General features: G+C 66.7%; 16 protein-coding genes and 2 pseudogenes. 3 read left to right on the top strand and 15 right to left on the bottom strand.

Going from position 1 to position 18799, the window contains the following annotated elements:
• Positions 1–213: 213 nt before the first annotated feature.
• From uraD to DB459_RS13950, 9 genes are all read right to left on the bottom strand, one after another.
• Complete coding sequence (gene uraD, locus DB459_RS13990; RefSeq protein WP_253705790.1) at positions 214–1101, bottom strand: 2-oxo-4-hydroxy-4-carboxy-5-ureidoimidazoline decarboxylase; 888 nt, start codon at positions 1099–1101, stop codon at positions 214–216.
• A gap of 89 nt (positions 1102–1190) precedes the next feature.
• Positions 1191–2150, bottom strand: coding sequence for an allantoinase PuuE (gene puuE, locus DB459_RS13985; protein WP_253705788.1), 960 nt, complete (start codon positions 2148–2150; stop codon positions 1191–1193).
• Between the two features lie 107 nt (positions 2151–2257).
• A complete protein-coding gene (locus DB459_RS13980; RefSeq protein WP_253705786.1) occupies positions 2258–3781 on the bottom strand; it encodes a UxaA family hydrolase in 1524 nt (507 codons plus the stop codon).
• 270 nt (positions 3782–4051) lie between these two features.
• The gene (locus DB459_RS13975; RefSeq protein ID WP_253705784.1) at positions 4052–4828 is read right to left on the bottom strand and encodes an HpcH/HpaI aldolase/citrate lyase family protein; all 777 of its coding nucleotides are present in this window, start codon (positions 4826–4828) and stop codon (positions 4052–4054) included.
• Positions 4829–4931: 103 nt separating this feature from the next.
• The gene (locus DB459_RS13970) at positions 4932–6017 is read right to left on the bottom strand and encodes a malate/lactate/ureidoglycolate dehydrogenase (protein ID WP_253705782.1); all 1086 of its coding nucleotides are present in this window, start codon (positions 6015–6017) and stop codon (positions 4932–4934) included.
• Positions 6018–6146: 129 nt separating this feature from the next.
• A complete protein-coding gene (locus DB459_RS13965) occupies positions 6147–6875 on the bottom strand; it encodes an ABC transporter ATP-binding protein (RefSeq protein WP_253705780.1) in 729 nt (242 codons plus the stop codon).
• Positions 6875–8656, bottom strand: coding sequence for an ATP-binding cassette domain-containing protein (locus DB459_RS13960; protein ID WP_253705778.1), 1782 nt, complete (start codon positions 8654–8656; stop codon positions 6875–6877). Before DB459_RS13960 ends, DB459_RS13965 begins: the two co-directional genes overlap by 1 nt.
• Positions 8653–9528: a branched-chain amino acid ABC transporter permease gene (locus tag DB459_RS13955; protein WP_253705776.1), complete on the bottom strand. Its 876-nt coding sequence runs from the start codon at positions 9526–9528 to the stop codon at positions 8653–8655. Before DB459_RS13955 ends, DB459_RS13960 begins: the two co-directional genes overlap by 4 nt.
• A gap of 108 nt (positions 9529–9636) precedes the next feature.
• Positions 9637–10782, bottom strand: coding sequence for an ABC transporter substrate-binding protein (locus DB459_RS13950; RefSeq protein WP_253705773.1), 1146 nt, complete (start codon positions 10780–10782; stop codon positions 9637–9639).
• A gap of 220 nt (positions 10783–11002) precedes the next feature.
• On the opposite strand from DB459_RS13950, the gene DB459_RS13945 reads away from it, so the two are divergent.
• Positions 11003–11560, top strand: coding sequence for an NUDIX hydrolase (locus DB459_RS13945; RefSeq protein ID WP_253705771.1), 558 nt, complete (start codon positions 11003–11005; stop codon positions 11558–11560).
• Between the two features lie 27 nt (positions 11561–11587).
• Here DB459_RS13945 and DB459_RS13940 read toward each other — a convergent pair whose 3' ends face one another.
• From DB459_RS13940 to DB459_RS13930, 3 genes and pseudogenes are all read right to left on the bottom strand, one after another.
• Positions 11588–12445 carry a DMT family transporter gene (locus DB459_RS13940; protein ID WP_253713563.1) on the bottom strand — a complete coding sequence of 286 codons (858 nt, stop codon included), beginning with the start codon at positions 12443–12445 and terminating at the stop codon, positions 11588–11590.
• A gap of 76 nt (positions 12446–12521) precedes the next feature.
• Positions 12522–12782: pseudogene (locus tag DB459_RS13935) on the bottom strand (winged helix DNA-binding protein); the annotation flags it as partial.
• A gap of 15 nt (positions 12783–12797) precedes the next feature.
• A complete protein-coding gene (locus tag DB459_RS13930) occupies positions 12798–12995 on the bottom strand; it encodes a hypothetical protein (RefSeq protein WP_253705766.1) in 198 nt (65 codons plus the stop codon).
• 428 nt (positions 12996–13423) lie between these two features.
• Here DB459_RS13930 and DB459_RS13925 point away from each other — a divergent pair.
• A pseudogene (locus DB459_RS13925) lies at positions 13424–13720 on the top strand (helix-turn-helix domain-containing protein); the annotation flags it as partial.
• A gap of 328 nt (positions 13721–14048) precedes the next feature.
• Positions 14049–16361, top strand: a complete 2313-nt coding sequence (locus tag DB459_RS13920; RefSeq protein WP_371926742.1) for a Tex family protein — start codon at positions 14049–14051, stop codon at positions 16359–16361.
• 53 nt (positions 16362–16414) lie between these two features.
• Here DB459_RS13920 and DB459_RS13915 read toward each other — a convergent pair whose 3' ends face one another.
• From DB459_RS13915 to DB459_RS13905, 3 genes are all read right to left on the bottom strand, one after another.
• Complete coding sequence (locus DB459_RS13915) at positions 16415–16996, bottom strand: VOC family protein (RefSeq protein WP_253705760.1); 582 nt, start codon at positions 16994–16996, stop codon at positions 16415–16417.
• Positions 16997–17355: 359 nt separating this feature from the next.
• Positions 17356–17598, bottom strand: coding sequence for a VOC family protein (locus tag DB459_RS13910; protein WP_253705757.1), 243 nt, complete (start codon positions 17596–17598; stop codon positions 17356–17358).
• A 93-nt stretch (positions 17599–17691) separates the two neighbouring features.
• Complete coding sequence (locus tag DB459_RS13905; RefSeq protein ID WP_253705754.1) at positions 17692–18528, bottom strand: phosphodiesterase; 837 nt, start codon at positions 18526–18528, stop codon at positions 17692–17694.
• Between the last annotated feature and the right edge of the window lie 271 nt (positions 18529–18799).

Raw genomic sequence — 18799 nt, 5'->3', positions numbered from 1 at the left:
TGACCGTGCGAGCGTGAGGCAAACGAAGCGGTAATTCGGAGACGGGACACTAGTGTGGCGTCTCGCAATTGCCTACCGCCTTTGCGGCAAGTCTGTTGTAGGCAATTGCGAGACATAAGCCACACGAGCGCTTTGATTTTGCTGGTGTCCTTTATGTCTCCGAATGACCGTGCGAGCGTGAGGCAAATGGGGCGGTAATTCGGAGACAGGACACTAGCTGCCGCGATAGGTGGAATAGCTCCAGGGCGTCACCAGCAGCGGGACGTGGAAGTGCCCTTCCGGGGCATCGATCGCGAAGCGGATCGGAATATCGTCGAGGAACGGCGGATCGTTCTGCGCGACACCGCGCCCGGCGAAATAGGCGCCGGTGTGGAAGGTCAGCTCGTAGCGGCCGATCGGCAGCGGGCGAGCGTGGATCAGCGGCTGATCGGTGCGGCCATCGGCATTGGTCCGCGCCCGGGCGATCAGACGCGGCGGCCCCAGGGCACACAATTCCCGCAGTTCGATCGCGATGCCCTCGGCCGGGGCGCCGCCATGGGTGTCGAGCACATGGGTCGACAGCCGGCCGGTGACCGCGAGGCGCCCGGGACCGGCGACGAGCTGGTCGAGCCGCAGCGCGGCGATGCGGCAGATCTCGTCGATCGAGCCGGCGATCTCGGCGGCTCTGTCGTTGGGCAGCCGGCGTTCGAAATCGCGCAGGATCGAATCCTTGGTGTGGCGGCGAACGCAGACGATATAGGGAAAACCGAATTTCTGCCGGTACGACGTATTGACCCGGGTGAAGGCGTCGTATTCGGCCTCGGTCAGGCCGTCGAGGCCGACGCTGCCCTGCTCGGCCGTGGAGTCCGCGGTGAGCCCGGCGGCACGTTGCGTCCTGTCGGCAAGATCGGGATGGCCCTTGATCAGCGCCATCCGCTGCTCCTCGCCGGCGCTGGCAACGACCTCACGCATCGTTGCGAACAGCACCTTGATGGTAGCGAACGGTCGGCGTGGCGCCACCGCCTCCGCGATCCAGGGCGCATGCTCGAAGACATTGCCGAGCGCCGCGACGAACTCCGCCGCCGGCAAGCTGTTCAGGGTGTCGAGCTCGATCTGCGTCATCTTCTTCGGGTCCTTCCAAGGCAACCGACCGGTGGACACAAGCACGCAACAGCGCGACGATAAAGCCGCTTGATTGCACGACTCGCTGCTCAAAGCAGCGGCGGCGCGCTTTTGGCCAGGTCGCGATGATGGACGTGCCAGTGCTCGGCGATGGCCTTGCGGGTCGGCGTCCAGACCTTGTCGAAGGAGCCGATATAGTCGAGGAAGCGCGCCAGCGCCGCGGCGCGGCCGGGGCGGCCGACCAGCCGGCAATGCAGGCCGATCGACATCATCTTCGGCGCGGTCGCGCCCTCGGCATAGAGCAGGTCGAAGCCATCTTTCAAATACTGGAAGAAGTCTTCGCCGTTGCCGAACCCCTGGGCGTTGACGAAACGCATGTCGTTGTTGTCGAGGCTGTAGGGGATGATGAGTTGCGGGCCTGACGGCGCCTGCAACCAATAGGGCAGATCGTCGGCATAGGAATCGGAAAGCCAGAGGAAGCCGCCGGCCTCGTTGACGAGACGGTTCGAATTGATCGAGGAGCGGCCGGTGTACCAACCGGTCGGCCGCTCACCGGTCGCCTGCTCATGCAGGCGGATCGCCTCCGCGATCATGGCGCGCTCGGCGTCTTCGCCGACATCCTTGTGCTCGATCCATTTCAGGCCATGGGAAGCGATGTCCCATTTCCCCTCCTGCATCGCCGCCACCACCTCCGGGTTGCGGGCCAGCGCGGTGGCGATGCCGAACACCGTGACGCCGATGCGGCGCTCGGTGAACATCCGCCACAGCCGCCAGAACCCGGCACGGGAGCCATATTCGAACATCGATTCGATATTGGCGTGGCGCTGGCCGGGCCAGGGCTGGGCGCCCAGCACGTCCGAGAGAAAAGCCTCGGACGCCGGATCGCCGTGCAGGATGTTGTTCTCTCCGCCCTCCTCGAAATTGACGACGAACTGGACGGCGACGCGGGCGCCGCCGGGCCAGCACGGGTCGGGCGGATTGCGGCCATAGCCACGCAAGTCCCGGGGATAGGAGTCGCGGGAACTGGAGGCGCGGGAAGACGATGTCATCGGGGCAGCTCGCTACAAGATCGAAAAGCTGCCCTACATAGGCGCCTGCCGGCCGCCGGCGCAAGCGGCGGCCGGCCCGGCGCGCCCTGGGCCCGCCGCTTTGGGGCCTACATCGTCGCGCCGAGCACCCAGGGGGCGAACTCGTCGCTGCCGAAATCGAAGCTCTCGCTCTTGGTGCGCTCGCCGGACGCCACGCGCAGCATCTGATCGAAGATGCGCTGGCCGCATTGCGCCACGCCCTCCTCGCCGTCGAGGATCGTGCCGCAATTGATGTCCATGTCGTCTTCCATCCGCTGGTACATCGGCGTGTTGGTGGCGAGCTTGATCGACGGCGCCGGCTTGCAGCCGAACACGCTGCCGCGGCCGGTGGTGAAGCAGACGAGGTTGGCGCCGCCGGCGACCTGACCGGTGGCCGCCACCGGGTCGTAACCCGGCGTATCCATGAAGACGAAGCCCTTCTTGATGACCGGCTCGGCGTAATGCAGCACGTCCACCAGATTGGTCGAGCCGGCCTTGGCCATGGCGCCGAGCGACTTCTCCAGGATGGTGGTGAGGCCGCCGGCCTTGTTGCCGGGGCTTGGATTGGCATTCATCTCGGCGCCCTCGCGGGCGGCATACGCCTCCCACCAGCGCATCAGGCCGACCAGCTTCTCGCCGACGTCGCGGCTCACGGCGCGGCGCGTCAACAGATGCTCGGCGCCGTAGGTCTCCGGCGTCTCAGACAGGATCACCGTGCCGCCGTGACGGACCACGAGGTCGCTGGCGGCGCCGAGCGCCGGATTGGCCGAGACGCCGGAATAGCCGTCGGAGCCGCCGCATTGCAGCGCCACGGTGAGTTCGGACACCGGCACCGTCTCGCGCTGGACCTTGTTGGCGTCGGCCAGTGCCTCGCGAACGAAGGCGACGCCGGCCTCGACGGTCTTGCGGGTGCCGCCGATCGACTGGATCTCGAGCTCACGCAGCCGGCCGGCCAGCTTCTGCTCGGTCATCAGCCCGCCGATCTGGTTGACCTCGCAGCCGAGCCCCATGACGACCACCGCGGCGAAATTGGCGTGCCGGGCATAGCCGCCGAGCGTCCGCCGCAGCAAGGCAAGCGGCTCGTCCAGCGCCATGCCGCAGCCGGTCTTGTGGGTCAGCGCCACGACGCCGTCGACATTGGGGAAATCGGCCAGCGGATCGTCGCCGGTGAAGGGATTGCGGCGAAACATGTCGGCGACGACCGAGGCGACATGGGCGCTGCAATTCACGCTGGTGAGGATGCCGATGTAGTTGCGGGTGGCGACCCGGCCGTCCGGCCGACGGATACCCTGAAAGGTCGCGGGCACCTCGACCTGCGGCGTCGGCCTGGCGTCGACGCCATAGGCGTAATCCTTGGCGAAGTCGCCCATGCCGCAGTTATGGGTGTGAACATGCTGGCCCGGCGCGATCGGCGCGGTGGCGAAGCCGATGATCTGGCCGTAGCGGCGCACCGGCTCGCCTTGCGCGACCGGCCTCACCGCGACCTTGTGCCCGGCGGGAACCCGATCGCTGGCAGTGATGCCATCGGCGACGACGGTCCCCGGCAGCAGCGTCGCGCGGGCGATCACCACGCTGTCGTCGGGATGAAGGCGAATAACAAGCGGCGCAGACATGAGACCTCCGGCAGATGATGTGGTGAGCCATAAGGCGAAGCATCAGATCGCGAACGCCCAAAATGGCGGATGAACCAAAATGGCGGATGAACGAAGTGTTTCTCCACGTCACCCTGAGGCGCCCGCGCAGCGGGCCTCGAAGGGCGACGTGGCCGGCGTGATCCCTGCGGCCGTTCATCCTTCGAGGGCGCGGAGCTTGTCATCCGGCCGCTTTCGCGGACCGGTTGGCGCCACCTCGGGATGATGGAGCGAGCGTTGGTTCCGGTTGCCTTAAGCGCGGCCGGCCGAATCCTTGCGGGTCTGCGCCACCGCGCCCTTGGCCGCCTGTGCCAACAGCCCGCTGTCGTTGAGCAGCGTCACCAGCTTGAAACCCATGGCGATGTTGCGCGCCGCGCCGGTGGCGCCGCTGCAATGGATGCCGGGATAGATGCCGCGCTTGTCGCATTCCTTGAGCAGCTTGTCGTAGATCTTCAGGATCTCCGGCTCCTCGCGGTCGAGCTTGGGCACGAGGCCGTAGGAGAAGCCGAGATCGGACGGACCGATATAGACGCCGGAAAGGCCCTCGACGTCGAGGATCGCCTCCATGTTCTGCACGGCGGTGCGGGTCTCGATCATCGGCAGGCACAGCACCTCGTCATTGGCCGTCTTCTGATAGGCGCCGGCATCGCCGTAGAGCCCGGCGCGGATCGGGCCATTGCTGCGGTTGCCGTGGGGCGGATATTTGCAGGCGGCGACGAATGCCTCGGCTTCCGCCTTGGTATTCACCATCGGGCAGATCACGCCATAAGCGCCGCCATCGAGCACCTTGCCGATGATCCCGGGCTCATTCCATGGCACGCGCACCATCGGCGTCACCGGGTGGCCGCCGAAGGCCTGAAAGCACTGGACCATGGAGTGATAGTCCTGCACGCCATGCTGCAGGTCGACGGTGATGCTGTCGAAGCCGCATTGCGCCATCACCTCGGCGGAGAAGCCCGACGGGATCGCCAGCCAGCCATTGACCACCGCCCTGCCCGACGCCCAGATTTCCTTGACCTTGTTTGCCATCGCCGTTTCCAGCCTTCCCTGACCAATTGTCGCGTTGGTGATTTTTGTTCCGGTGCGCCATCGTCGCACGACGACGCGAGCATAGCGGTTTTTGCCGCCCGCGCTATGCGGTTACCCGCACGATCTCCGCCTCGGCTATGCCGACATCGCGGGCGGCGGCGGCGATCGCCGCCCAGGTGTCGTCGGGCAGCGGCACGCCGTTCGCCATGCGCTCGGCCCTGGTGCGCGCCTCCGGCTCGCCTGGGATCAGCACGCTCTCGACTCCTGCGGCCGGCCGGCTGGCCTTGAAGTAATCGACATAACGCGTGATTTCGCCGTCGAAGAAGTTGTCGATGTCGACCCGCTCGGGATCGAGATAGATCGCGAACATGCCGTTGGAGAAACGGCGCGGCGCGCTGGTCGCGCCGTTGCCGCTCAAGGCGCCGCCGAGCAGTTCGCAGACCAGCGCCAGCCCGGAACCCTTGTGTTCGCCGAAGGCGCTGATCGCACCGCGGCCCTTCGAATGATCGCGCGGGCCCTCGGCCTCAAAGGGGCCGTAGAGCAGCGCCGGATCCTCGCTCAGCGTGCCGTCGGGCGCGATGAGCGCCCCCGCCGGCAGCTTCTTGCCGCCGCGGCTCGCCACCAGCACCTTGCCTTCGGCCACCAGCGAGGTGGCGAAATCGAGCACGATCGGTGGCTGCCCCTGGCGCGGGATGCCGACGCAATAGGGCGCGGTGGACAGGCGCCGATCGACGCCGCCGAACGGCGCCACCAGGATCGAGCCGGCGGCATTGACGAAATGAATCGACACCAGGCCCTCGGCGGCAGCCATTTCCGCCCAGTCGCCGATTCGGCCGATATGACCGGAATTGCGCAGTGTGATGGCGGCAAGGCCCGCGCTCTTGCATTTCTCGATGCCGATCGCCACCGCCTGCGGCCCGACCGTCTGGCCGTAACCGAAGCAGCCGTCGATCACCGCCAGCGACGGCGTGTCGACCAGCAGCTTGACGGTGCGGTCGGGAACCACGTCGCCGCTGGTCTTCCATCGCATATAGACCGGCACGCGGATGACGCCGTGGCTGTCATGGCCGGTGAGATTGGCGGTGACCAGATAGCTGCCGATGCGCCGCGCCTCCGCCGGCGAAGAGCCGGCGCGCTGGAAGATCGCGGCAACGAAGTCGATCAGCTTCTGATAGGGAATGGTGACCATCGTGAATAGCGTCCTGGCACAATGCTTGGTGTTGGTCGGCCCGCACGGGCCGACGTTGGGGGCGGTTCGAAACCCGGAAGGACTGCCTCATACGGCAGCTTTCATACGGCAGCCTTCATGCAGCAGCCTTCATACAGCCGCCTTGGCGTGGCCGCCGAGATAGGCGGCGGCGATCGCCTCGTTGCTCCACAGCTCGTCGGGCTTGCCGCCGAGCGCGAGGCGTCCGGTTTCCAGCACATAGCCCTGATCGGCCACCGACAGGCCCATGCGGGCGTTCTGCTCGACCAGCAGCACGGTGGTGTGGCGGCGGATTTCGGTGATGATGCGGAACACCGCCTGGACGATCACGGGCGCGAGCCCGAGCGACGGCTCGTCGAGCAGCAGCAGCTTGGGTTTGGCCATCAGCCCGCGCGCCACCGCGACCATCTGCAACTGGCCGCCTGACAGCGTCCAGCCGAGCGCATGGGCGAAGGCGCGGATATCGGGGAACAGGTCGAACATGGCGTCGGCCTCGCGCGCCAGTTCCGCCTTGCCGGCCCGGCGGTTGGAGCCACCCAGCATGATGTTCTCCTTCACCGTCAGGCCGGGAAAGACCCGGCGGCCTTCAGGTACGTGGGAGATGCCGAGACGGACGATCTCCTCGGGATGCCGGCCGGCGATCGAGCGGCCCTCGAACACGATGTCGCCGGCGGCGGGCGCGGCGAGACCGGAGATCGCCCGCAGCGTCGTCGATTTGCCGGCGCCGTTCGAGCCGAGCAGCGTCACCACCTGCCCGGCCTCGACATCGAACGAAACGCCGCGCAGCGCTTCGATCTCGCCATAGCGAACCACCAGGTCCCGGACTTCGAGAAGGGCCATCATTCGCTCCCGAGATAGGCGGAGATCACGTCCGGCTGCTGCAGCACGGCCAGCGATTCGCCGTCGGCGATGCGCCGGCCGAAATTCAGCACCGTGATGTGCTGGGCCGCTTCGCGGACCAGCGTCATGTCATGATCGATGATCAGAATGGTCAGGCCCTGGGCCTCGATCCGCTTGAGGAGATCGTGCAGTTCGAGCTTCTCGGTCGAATTGAGACCAGCCGCGGGCTCGTCCAGCAGCAGCAGCGTCGGATTGCCGGCGAGAGCGCGCGCGATCTCGATCAGTCGCTGGTGGCCATAGGAGAAGCTCGTCACCAGTTCGTTGGCCCGGCTGCCGAGACCGACGAAGGTCAGCGCCGCCATGGCGCGGGTCTCGAGCTCGGCCTCGCCGCCATGGGCGACCAGCGTGTTGCCCGGCCGCTCGGCGCCGATCACGACGTTCTCCAGCGCCGTCATCGACCTGAACAGGCGGATGTTCTGGAAGGTGCGGCCCAGCCCGGCGATGGTGCGCTGATGCGCCGGCATCGCGGTGATGTCGACGCCGTCCAGCATCACCTTGCCGGCGGTCGCCTTGTAGAGCCCGGACAGCACGTTGAGCGTCGTCGTCTTGCCCGAACCGTTGGGGCCGATCAGGGCGTGGACGCCGCCGCGGCGCACGTCGATATCGACCTGATCGACCGCTTTCAGTCCGCCGAAATGCTTCGACAGCCCGCGCACCTGCAGCACCATGTCGCCGCCGGTCCGGGCGGGCGCGAGCTGCAGTGCCGGCGCCGCCGGCGGCGCTGCCGGCCTGGCCCGCCAGCGCGCGGCAAGGCCTTCGACGAAGCCCCAGATGCCGTCGGGCATGAAGCGGACGATCAGGATGACCGACAGGCCGTAGATCGCGAGATAGAGCCCGGGCAGGCTCTTGAGGACGCGCAGCCATTCCGGGATCAGGATCAGCAGCCCGGTGCCGATCACCGAACCGATCGGCGAGGCCGCGCCGCCGAGCAGCGCCATGGTCAGGAAGACGATGGATTCGGCGAAGGAGAACTGATCGGGACTGACATAGGAAAAGCCGCCGGCGAACAACCCGCCGGCGACGCCGCCGAGCAGCGCCGAGAGCGCGAAGGCCGCCACCTTGGTGCGGTAGACGTCGATGCCGGCGATGCTGGCGGCGAGTTCGTTATCGCGCACCGCGCGCATCGCTCGCCCGATCCGGGTATCGGGCAGATGCCAGACGAGATAGCCGATCACCGCCAGCGCCGCGACGCAGAAGGCGAGATAGGCCTGCGGTCCGGCGAGCAGTGCCGGCCGGCCGATCTGGCCGACGCCGTCCGGCCCGTGGGTGAGCGGGATGGCGTTGATCATGACGAGGGTGACGATCTGCTGGAACGAGATCGTCACCATGGCGAGGTAATGGCCGCCGAGCCGCAGCGTCGACATGCCGAGGATGGCGCCGAACGCCACTGCCACCAGCGCGCCGGCACCGAGGCAGATCCAGAAATCGAGGTGATAGTCGGCGGTGCCGAGCCCGACCGCATAGGCGCCGAAGCCGAAAAACGCGGCCTGGGCGAGGTTGATCTGACCGCACAGGCCGAGCACCACCGACAGCCCGAACACCGCGATGGCGAAGGTCGAGGCCTGCATCAGGATGTTCAGCACATAGCCGTCCAGCGGCAGCAGCGCCGCGGCGGCGGCGACGAGCGCGGCAAGGATGAAATACGGCGCATGGCGAACGAGGAGCGGCGTGGAGCGCGGCACCGCCGCGCCCAGTTTCAGGTTTTCGCTGGACGAGCTCATGCCTTCTCCGCGACGCGTTCACCGAAGATGCCCTGAGGCCGGAACACCAGGAACACCACCAGCACCAGGAAGGCGAAACCGTCCTTGTAGGGCACCGAGACATAGGCGGCGCCGAAGGTCTCGATGATGCCGAGCGCGAGGCCGCCGATGATCGCGCCGGCGACGTCGCCGAAGCCGCCGATGATGGTCGCGGCAAAGGCCTTGAGCGCGATCGTCGAGCCCATCTGGATCGAGACGAACAGGATCGGCGCCACCAGGATGCCGGCGAGGCCGCCGAGCACAGCCGAATAGACGAAGGTGATCATGATCATGGAGGAGACGGAGATGCCGAGCAGAGAGGCCATCTCCTTGTCCTGGGAGGTCGCCTGCAGCTTCTTGCCGAGCAGCGTGTGCTCGAAGAACCAGTACTGGAACGCGACCATGGCGATGGTCACGGCGATGATCAGAAGATACTGGCTGTCGAGATAGACCGGGCCGAGCTGCAGGCCCGGCGTCGAGAACCAGCCCTCCAGCACCTGGGGCTGCGGGCCGTAGATCGCCAGCACCGAATTGGCGAGCAGGATCGAGGCGCCGATGGTAGCGATGATCACCGGCAGGAAGCTGCGGTGACGCAGCGGATAGTAGACGCCGAGATTGAAGACGACGCCGAGCAGCGCCATGCCCGCCAAAGCGATCAGAAACGACAGCCAATAGGGCCAGCCGAGATCGACGGCGAACACCACCATGAGATAGGCGGCGACCATGGAGAATTCGCCCTGGGCGAAATTCACCACGTTGGTCGCTCGGAAGATCAGCACGAAGCCGAGCGCCACCAGCGCGTAGACGGCGCCGATGCCGATGCCCGTGAAGAGAAGCTGCAGGGCGAGATCCATGACCGACCGATGGTTCGAGGAGCCGCGGGGCGGCGGCGGAACGGGCGAATGCTTCGCCGGGCGATACCGGCCTCCCGTTTCAAGGGAAGCCGGCTGCACCAGACCGCGTCAGTCAGTAAACTCAATGTGCTTGTCGAAGACGATGTTGCCCTTGTCGTTGCGCACGATGTTGTAGCCGTGCAGCCCGTCGCCGTTCTGGTCGAAATTGTACTCGCCCTCGGCGCCGGGGAATTTCTTGGTGGCGAGAATCGCCTGGCGGATCTTCTCCGGCTCGGTCGAACCCGCCTTGTTGATCGCCGCGCACAGCACGTTCATGGCGTCGTAGGGCCATGAGCTCTGGTTGTCCGGCGCCACCTTGTAGGCGTCGCGATAGGCCTTGCCGAAGGCCTTCGAAGCTGCGGTCGAATCCTCGGCATAGTCGGCAACGCCGTAGGTGCCGTGGAGCGCCGGCCCCGCCAGCTTGAGCGCGGTGACGTTGACGATCGAGGGCGATCCGACCCAGGGAATGTTGACGCCGAGCTGGCGCAACTGCCGGGCAAAGATGCCGAGATCGTTCTCGAAGGTGAAATACGAGCTGAGGATGTCGGCGCCCGACTGCTTGATGGCCAGCACCACCGGGGTGAAGTCCTGGCTCTGGTTGGCATAGCCCTGATCGAGCACCGCCGGCGCGCCAAGCTTGGTCAACGCTTCGCTCAGCGCCTTGCCGCCGGCGGTGCCGAAGGCATCGGTGGAGTGGACAATCGCCCACTTCTTCTTGCCCAGCGTATTAACGCCATAATCGGCGATGACGCGGCCGGAATAGCTGTCATTGGGCCGATAGCGGAACAGCCAGGGATTGCCCAGCTTGGTCAGGTTCGGATCGGTGCCGCCGAACATTACCGGCTTGCCGAGCTTGAGCACGTCCGGCGCCATGGCGTGCACCTGGGTCGAGCGGATCGAGCCGAGAAATGCGACGATGTCGGACTGGGCCGCGAGCTTGGAGAAGGCCAGCACGATTCCAGGGTTGGTGGTCTGATCGTCCTCGATCACGAGTTCGACCTTCTTGCCGAGCACGCCACCGGCCTTGTTGATGGCCTCGAGCGCCAGCTTGGCGCCGTTCACCGCGTATTTGCCCGCCTCGGCGGCCGGACCGGTCACCGGCACGGTCATGCCGATCTTGAGCGTCGCGCCCTGCGCACCCGCGGTCCGCATCACGGCCGGCGTCGCCAGGCCTGCCGCCATCAAGGCGGAGAAATCGCGTCTCGTCAGTTTCATCAACATCCTCCCTGGTGCCGATCATATGCGCCGGCTTGAGCTGCGAATAAGATGCGGAATTCCAGCGGTCTGTCTACTGTTCGTTGAGATGGGCGCTATGAAAGGCTGGCCATGTTGCGCCGCGGTGGGGATAGATGACGACACTGTCACGTTCGGATTGCGATCGCATGGCATCCATGCGCGCAGCTCCTGCGCCTTCGGAGATGCAATGAGGGATGGAATGACAGGCACGCCGATTCTTGCGGCAGGCGGCATCGTCTTGCGTACAGGCGATGCACCGCTCATCGCGGTGGTGCTGATGCGCAAGCGCAAGGATTGGGTCCTGCCCAAGGGCAAGCTGAACCGGGGCGAGAGCGCACGCGAGGCCGCCGAACGCGAGGTGCTGGAGGAGACCGGTCACGGCGTGCGGATCCACGAGTTTCTCGGCACGCTTGCCTATGAGACGAACGGGCGCCCCAAGATCGTGCATTTCTGGCGCATGGAGGCCGACAGCGCCCCGACCCGCTCGCTGATGAAGGATATCAGCGATGTCGACTGGCTGCCGCTGACAGAGGCCGTCGAGCGCTTGAGCCGCGGATACGAGAAGGCCTTCCTCGCCGAGGTCGGCCCCGTGGCACTGGCGATGGCCGCCGGCACAACGGCGCCATCGCAGGCGACGCTGACCGCCTCCAAGGAGGCAAGCGTCGAGGGGACAGGTGTCAAGGAGGCAGGTGTCGAGAGCGCGACGCCGCCTTCGCGGTGGCGGCGGTGGCGCAACTGGCTGATCGGGCGCGGCTGATCGCGCGCGCGGCCCTCTGAGCGCGCGTCACGCCTTCGAAGAAGGCTCCGCAACGCCGGCGCGGCGGACCAGCGGGCCGCGGCCGAGATTGAGCAGATTGGCCCCGAGGATGACGGCGGCGCCCACCACGGTCAGCAGGTCGAGCCGCTCGTCATACACCAGCCAGCCGACCGCGGCGCTGAGCGGCACCCGCAGGAAATCCATCGGCACCACGACGGTCGCGTCGGCGTGGCGCATCGCCTGGGTCATGCAGTAGTGCGAATAAGTGCCGCAGAACGCCAAGACCACCAGCCAGGGCCAGACCGACAGCGGCGGCCAGGTCCAGACCACGAGCGAGGGGACCAAGCCGAGCACGGACTGGATCACCAGCATCCAGAAGATGATCACCACGGGAGGGTCGGTGCGGGTCAGCGACTTGATGAGGACAATGGCGATGGCGAAGGCCATCGCGGCCACCACCATCACGAGCTGACCGGCGTTGCCGTCACCGACGCCGGGCCGGACAATCACCACCACGCCGATGAGGCCGAGCCCGATGGCAAGCGTCTTGCGCAAGGTGATGTGTTCGCCGAGGAACCAGGCCGCAAGCAGCGCGGTCCAGATCGGCATCGTGAATTCGATCGACACCACCTGGGCGATCGGGATCATCGTCAGCGCCAGGAACCAGAGATACTGGCCGGTGTAATGCGCGGTATTGCGGCAGATGTGCTGGAGCGGCCGCGCCGTCGCCATGGCCCGCAGCCCGCCCTGCCGCCACACCATCGGCGCCAGCAGGGCAAAGCCGATCAGCGAGCGCAGCTCGAGAACCTCGAACAGGTTGACGGAGGCCATGGTCACCCGGCCGGCGACCAGGAGCAGCAGCATCAGTGCGAGCCAGCCGGCCATCCAGGCTGCGGCCTTGGCGAGAGACGGTTGGGGAGCGGTGCTGGCGAGCTTCAAGGGCGGGATCGGGATGAGCGTTTCACGGGAGCGTTCCTCTTGGCCTAAATCGCCGCCATTGACCAGTGCGCTCCGAGCAGGGCGGGGTCAGCGGGAACCGCACCCATGGCCTCCAGCGCCGCCGCGCGGTGCCGCCTCGCGCAGCCGCGCCGCGGGCGCGCGCCACCATCTTCCGCCGCCGGTCGGCGCCTGCGCTTCGGGAAACGAGCCCACGTTGCTCGAGCATGCGGAGCGCGCGGCTGATCTGCATCTTGTCGAGAGTGACGACGCGGCCGATATCGGTCGCCGCGACCTCGCCTTAGCTGCCGAGCGCAGCCAGACCCCGCCATTCCGGCCGGCCGAGCCCGAAGCGGGTCGCGTTAGCGGCGGCCACCGCCAGCGAGACCTGCTCGGTCACCGAGGCGAGGCGGTAGGAAAAAACCGAGAAGGTTGAACTCGCGATTCCCGGCGGCGTCGCCGCTGGTGACACCCGGCCCGCGCCGTGCGGCGCGGTCAACCATCTCCCCCCGGGCTTCCATCCTGATCGTGTCGTCCGGCCTGTTTTTGCAGCATTGCGCGCGGCTTGTCGTCGCGGCGGACAGCAACCGTGCTGCCGTTTGATCCAGATCAATCACCCTCGACAGTAACAGGTGTTACCGATCAATCCAGCGCCGGCTGCAGAAGCGCGACAGAGGAGCCCTGCGCGTTCGACAGATCGAGTCCGCCGTTATTCGTGCGGCGAATCCTTGATCTGGAGCGCACATCGGGACTGCTCCGAGAGTGACAGCACGAGGGCGGCATTACGAGGGTGCGAAGGCCCCTTCCCTATCCCCTCCGGCAGCTGCGGACGAATCGATGAGGAATTCCATCGGCCCTGCCGAGGGGAAGATGGCGGGCGGCTCCGCATCCGCGGATTCGCATAATGCAGGACGAAAGGATGCAGCGATGCGACAAGACCTTGCTACGGCAATCCCCCTGAACGTGCGGCGGCCGCAGCCGTCAGTGGTGGCGCCGGATTTCAGCCCGGACCGTTCCACCGAGCGGCAGTTCCTCGGCCAGCTCGGCCAGCGCGTCCGCGCCGCGCGGGGTCGCCAAGGCCTGTCGCGCAAGGCTCTGGCGAAGGCCTCGGGCATCTCCGAGCGCTATATCGCCCAGCTTGAGACCGGCAAGGGCAACATGTCGATCGTGCTCCTGCGGCGCATCAGCAATGCGCTCGAGGCAAGGCTCTCGACCCTGCTGCCCGTCGACGAGACCATTGCGGTCTGATCTGACCGCGCGCCGATCGCAGGCGCGCGAGCCGTAAATCACGGCGCCGCGGGGCGCAGTCCCGCGGCCGTGCCGATCCATCATCGGCCCGGGAATGATCGGCATGCCGCGCGACGGCGTGTACTGCGACTGTCCAGCCTTGGCAGCCGTTGGCAGCCTTCGGCAGCGCAAGCCTTGATTTCACCCAATTCACAGAACCTCCGGCCCCTCCAGAGATGGGCTTGATGAATCAGCCGCGGCTCGCCATAAGCGCGGCCCCGGTCGCCTTGCGGCGGCCCTGTTTCGTTCTCTGATGGGTGAGCGCTTGACGAATTCAATCTTCCACAGGATCGCGGATGAACTCGGTGTTCGCGAGCAGCAGGTCGAGGCGACCGTCGCGTTGCTCGACGGCGGCGCCACCGTCCCCTTCGTTGCCCGTTATCGCAAGGAGGCGACAGGCGGTCTCGACGACGCCCAGCTCCGGACCCTGGAAGAGCGCCTGACATACCTGCGCGAACTCGAGGCCCGACGTGAAGTCATCCTCACCTCGATCCGCGATCAGGGCAAACTCGATGCCGCGCTCGAGGCCACGATCCGCGCCGCCGACAGCAAGGGCCGGCTCGAGGACATCTACCTGCCTTTCAAGCCGAAGCGCCGCACCAAGGCCGAGATCGCCCGCGAGGCCGGTCTCGCCCCCCTCGCCGAACAGCTGCTCAGAGAACCGCAGAACGATCCGACGACCGTGGCGGCGGGCTTCGTCAACCCCGACAAGCAGGTGGCCGATGCCGCAGCCGCGCTCGACGGCGCACGCGCGATCCTGGTCGAGCGCTTCGCCGAGGATGCCGACCTGATCGGCGCGCTGCGCGAACAGATGTGGGGCAACGGCATCGTGGTGTCGCGGCTGCGCGAGGGCAAGAAGGAAGCCGGCGCCAAATTCGCCGACTACTTCGAGTTCAGCGAGCCGCTGGTGAAGCTGCCCTCGCATCGGGTCCTGGCGCTGTTCCGCGGCGAGAAGGAAGAAGTGCTCGATCTCTCGATCGAGCCCGAGGCGCCCTCGGCGACGCCGACCACGATCAGCTCCTACGAATTGCGCATCATGGAGCGCTTCGCCATCGCCGATCGCGGCCGGCCGGGCGATCGCTGGCTGGTCGACACCGTGCGCTGGGCCTGGCGCACCAAGATCCAGATCCACCTCAATGTCGATCTGCGGATGCGGCTGTGGAACGCCGCCGAGAGCGATGCCGTGCAGGTCTTCGCCGCCAATCTGCGCGACCTCCTGCTTGCCGCCCCGGCCGGCACCCGCGTCACCATGGGCCTCGATCCCGGTTACCGTACCGGCGTCAAGGTCGCCGTGGTCGACAAGACCGGCAAGGTGGTGGCGACCACGGCGATCTTCCCGCACGAGCCGCAGCGGCGCTGGGACGAGGCCCTTGCCATCCTCGGCAAGCTCGCCACCGCCCACAAGGTGGAGCTGATCGCAATCGGCAACGGCACCGCCTCGCGCGAGACCGACAAGCTCGCCACCGAACTCGTCAAGCTGCTGCCTGACCTGAAGATGGCCAAGATCGTCGTCTCCGAGGCCGGCGCCTCGGTCTATTCGGCCTCGGCCTTCGCCTCCCAGGAGCTGCCCGAGCTCGACGTTACGCTGCGCGGCGCGGTGTCGATCGCACGGCGCCTGCAGGACCCCCTCGCCGAACTCGTCAAGATCGATCCGAAATCGATCGGCGTCGGCCAGTACCAGCACGATCTGGCCGAATCGAAATTGTCGAAATCACTGGACGCCGTCGTCGAGGACTGCGTCAACGCGGTCGGTGTCGACGCCAACACCGCCTCGGCGCCGCTGCTGGCGCGGGTGTCGGGCATCGGCGCCGGCCTCGCCCAGAGCATCGTCGAGCACCGCAACGCCAAAGGGCCGTTCCGCAGCCGCACCGAGCTCAAGGAAGTGCCGCGGCTCGGGCCCAAGGCGTTCGAGCAATGCGCGGGCTTCCTGCGCATCCCCGGCGGCGACGATCCGCTCGACGCCTCGGGCGTCCATCCGGAATCCTATCCGGTGGTGCGGCGCATCCTGGAGGCGACCAAGAGCGACATCAAGGCCCTGATCGGCAACGGCGACACCCTGCGCAAGCTCAGGCCGCAGGCCTTCGCCGACGACAAGTTCGGCGTCCCCACCGTCACCGACATCCTGCGCGAGCTGGAGAAGCCCGGCCGCGACCCGCGGCCGGCGTTCCGCGCCGCCGTGTTCAAGGAAGGCGTCGAAACCATCGGCGATCTCATGCCCGGCATGGTGCTGGAAGGCACCGTGACCAACGTCGCTGCGTTCGGTGCCTTCGTCGATATCGGCGTCCACCAGGACGGCCTCGTCCACATCTCGGCGATGTCGAAAACCTTCGTCAAGGATCCGCGCGAGGTGGCCAAATCCGGCGACATCGTTCGCGTCAAGGTGCTGGAGGTCGACGTGCCGCGCAAGCGCATCTCGCTGTCGATGCGGCTCGACGACGAGCCGGGGGCCAAGATCGACCGCGCCAGCGCCTCGTCGTCGCGCAACTTCCGCTCGGCGGCGCCAAAGCGCGAGCAGCGCAGCGACGCCGGCGGCGCCCTGGCCGAGGCGATGCGTCGCGCCGGCTTCGGCAAGAACTGAAGCGACTGATACGGCTTTGGCGGGCCGCCTTGATGCGGCCCGCGGAGGCAATGCTAAGCCGGCTTCTCCGCCGGCTCGATCATCAGCGTCGGCACGCCGGCGCTGCGGTTCTTGACCGTGAAGATCCTGGTGCCGGGCTTGCGCCCCGCGCGCACCGCCGATACCTCGACGCCGGCGGCGGCGAGGCGTGCGCGGGCCGCCTCGGCGTCATCAACCCGCCAGCTCAGGCCCGTCAGCTTGTCGTCGGGCGAGGCCGGCGCCTCGCCGAAGCGATGGGCGATTTCGACGATCAGATCGCCGCAACGGAAGAACATCAGCCGCGCGCCCCAGTCCGGCCGGCTGAGATCGAGCCGCATGTCGAGGCCGAGCCGCGCCCCGTAGAGCGCCGCCGCGCGTTCGGGGTCCGGCGACGTCACCACCACGTGGTCGAGCCCCTGCACCGCCGGCTCGGTGACGGCTGGCGAGTGCGGCCGTTCGGCCTCGCGGGCGAGATAGAACAGCCGCACGCCGTGATTGACCGCAGTTGCCGAACGCGTGCGGCGCCAGGACAGCGTCTTGCCATCGAGGGTATTGACGGCGCTCTTCTCACCGACCGGCTCGGGCTGCATCTGCAGGCGGGAGAGACGACGATGCATCCGCGCCGCATCATTGACGCGGAAGCAGAGGCTGGCGAGCCCCTCGCCTAGTGTCCCGGTTCTAACGTTCGTATTCCCTTGCAGCGAGCACTTCTACGAACGTTAGAACCAAAGGGACACTAGCATCATGATGATTCTAGTGTGGCGTCTCGCAATTGCCTACCGCCTTCGCGGCAACCCTCTCGTAGGCAATTGCGAGACATAAGCCACACTAGCACTTTGATTTTGCTAGTGTCCCTATGTCTCCGAATGACCGTGCGAGCGTGAGGCAAACGAAGCGGTAATTCGGAGACGGGACACTAGTGCGGTTTTGGATCTGACGCTCGTACGAAGAACTCGCTGCAATATTGATACGAGCGTCAGATCCACCGCACTAGCGTCTCGAGCGCGGCCCTGACCCGCGCGCCGTCGTCGCCCTCGCCTGCCGGCGCCGTCAGCTCCAGCGACATGTTGGGCAGCGTGAACAGCGCGGTCGCGGCGCCATCGCCGCTGCTGCGCCAAGCGACGCGGCGGCCGAGCAAAAGCTCGTAATCGGCGATCGCGCGGTCGAGATCGGCGGTCAGCGCCGTGACATGGTCGAGCCCGACGATCGGCGTGGACATGGCAACCTCCCCTGCGGCGGCATCACTCGGCGGCAAGGTTGCGGTGACGCCGCGCCCCGGTCAAGCGCGGCGCCCGCATGCAGAGCGCAGTGGCTACAGCAGCTTGCCGTCGGCGCCGAAGAACGGATGCGGCCCGTCGAAATCGCCGATCGGCACCACATGGGTGACGAGATCGCCGAATTCCGCGCCGGGAAACCAGGCATGGAGGTGGAAGGCGCGCGGCTCGACCCTGAACGACGGCTCACGCAGGTGACCGAGGTCGAGATCGACGGCGTGATTGGGCGCCGGACAGATCGTCGCGGCGACGCCGGCGAAGGTCGTCAGGGTCGCGCGGTGGACATGGCCGGCCGCGATCAGCTTCAGCCGGGGATGGCGGCGGACGATCTCGGCCAGCGCATCGGCGTTGCGCAGGTTCTGGCGGTCCATGTGCCAGATACCGGTGCGAAACGGCGGGTGATGCAGGAAGGCCAGAGCCGGCCGGCTCGGCGCGGCGGCGAGGCTCGCGTCGAGCCAGGCCAGAGTCTCATCGGTGAGTTCGCCATGGGGCGAGCCCGGCACGCTGGAATCCAGCAGAATGAGATCGAGCTGATCGCAGCTGCTGACCTGATTGAGCGGACCCGACGTCGTGGCATAGTGCTGGCCGGGAAAGGCGGCGCGCATCAATTCGCGTGAATCGTGATTGCCCGGCACGATGACGTAGGGCAGCGAGAGCGGCGCCAGCAGCGCGCGCAGGTGGTCGTATTCCTCGGCGCTCGGCGTGTCGGCGAGGTCGCCGGAGATCACCACCAGCTCCGGCCGCGGCTGCAGGCGGTTGAGTTCGGCGACGCAGGCCGACAGCGCGGCGGCGGTGTCGACGCGGTTGTAGGCCCGCGCCCCGGGCGCCTTGATGTGCAGGTCGGATATCTGGGCGATCAGAACCGGTTTGGTCATCGGCTAGTGTCCTGTCTCCGAATTACCGCTCCATTTGCCTCATGCTCGCACGGTAATTCGGAGACATGAGGACACTAGCAAAATCAAAATGCTAGTGTTGCTTATGTCTCGCAATTGCCTACGAAACGCTTGCCGCAAAGGCGGTAGGCAATTGCGAGACGCCACACTAGTGTCCTGTCTCCGAATTACCGCTTCGTTTGCCTCACCCTCGCACGGTAATTCGGAGACATCGGGACACTAGCAAAATCAAAAAGCTAGTGTGGCTTATGTC

Source organism: Bradyrhizobium sp. WD16, from assembly GCF_024181725.1.
In the GTDB taxonomy this organism is placed as follows: Bacteria; Pseudomonadota; Alphaproteobacteria; order Rhizobiales; family Xanthobacteraceae; genus Bradyrhizobium_A.
The sequence above is the reverse complement of the archived record's forward strand: the minus strand, read 5'-3'. Positions and strand labels throughout refer to the sequence as shown.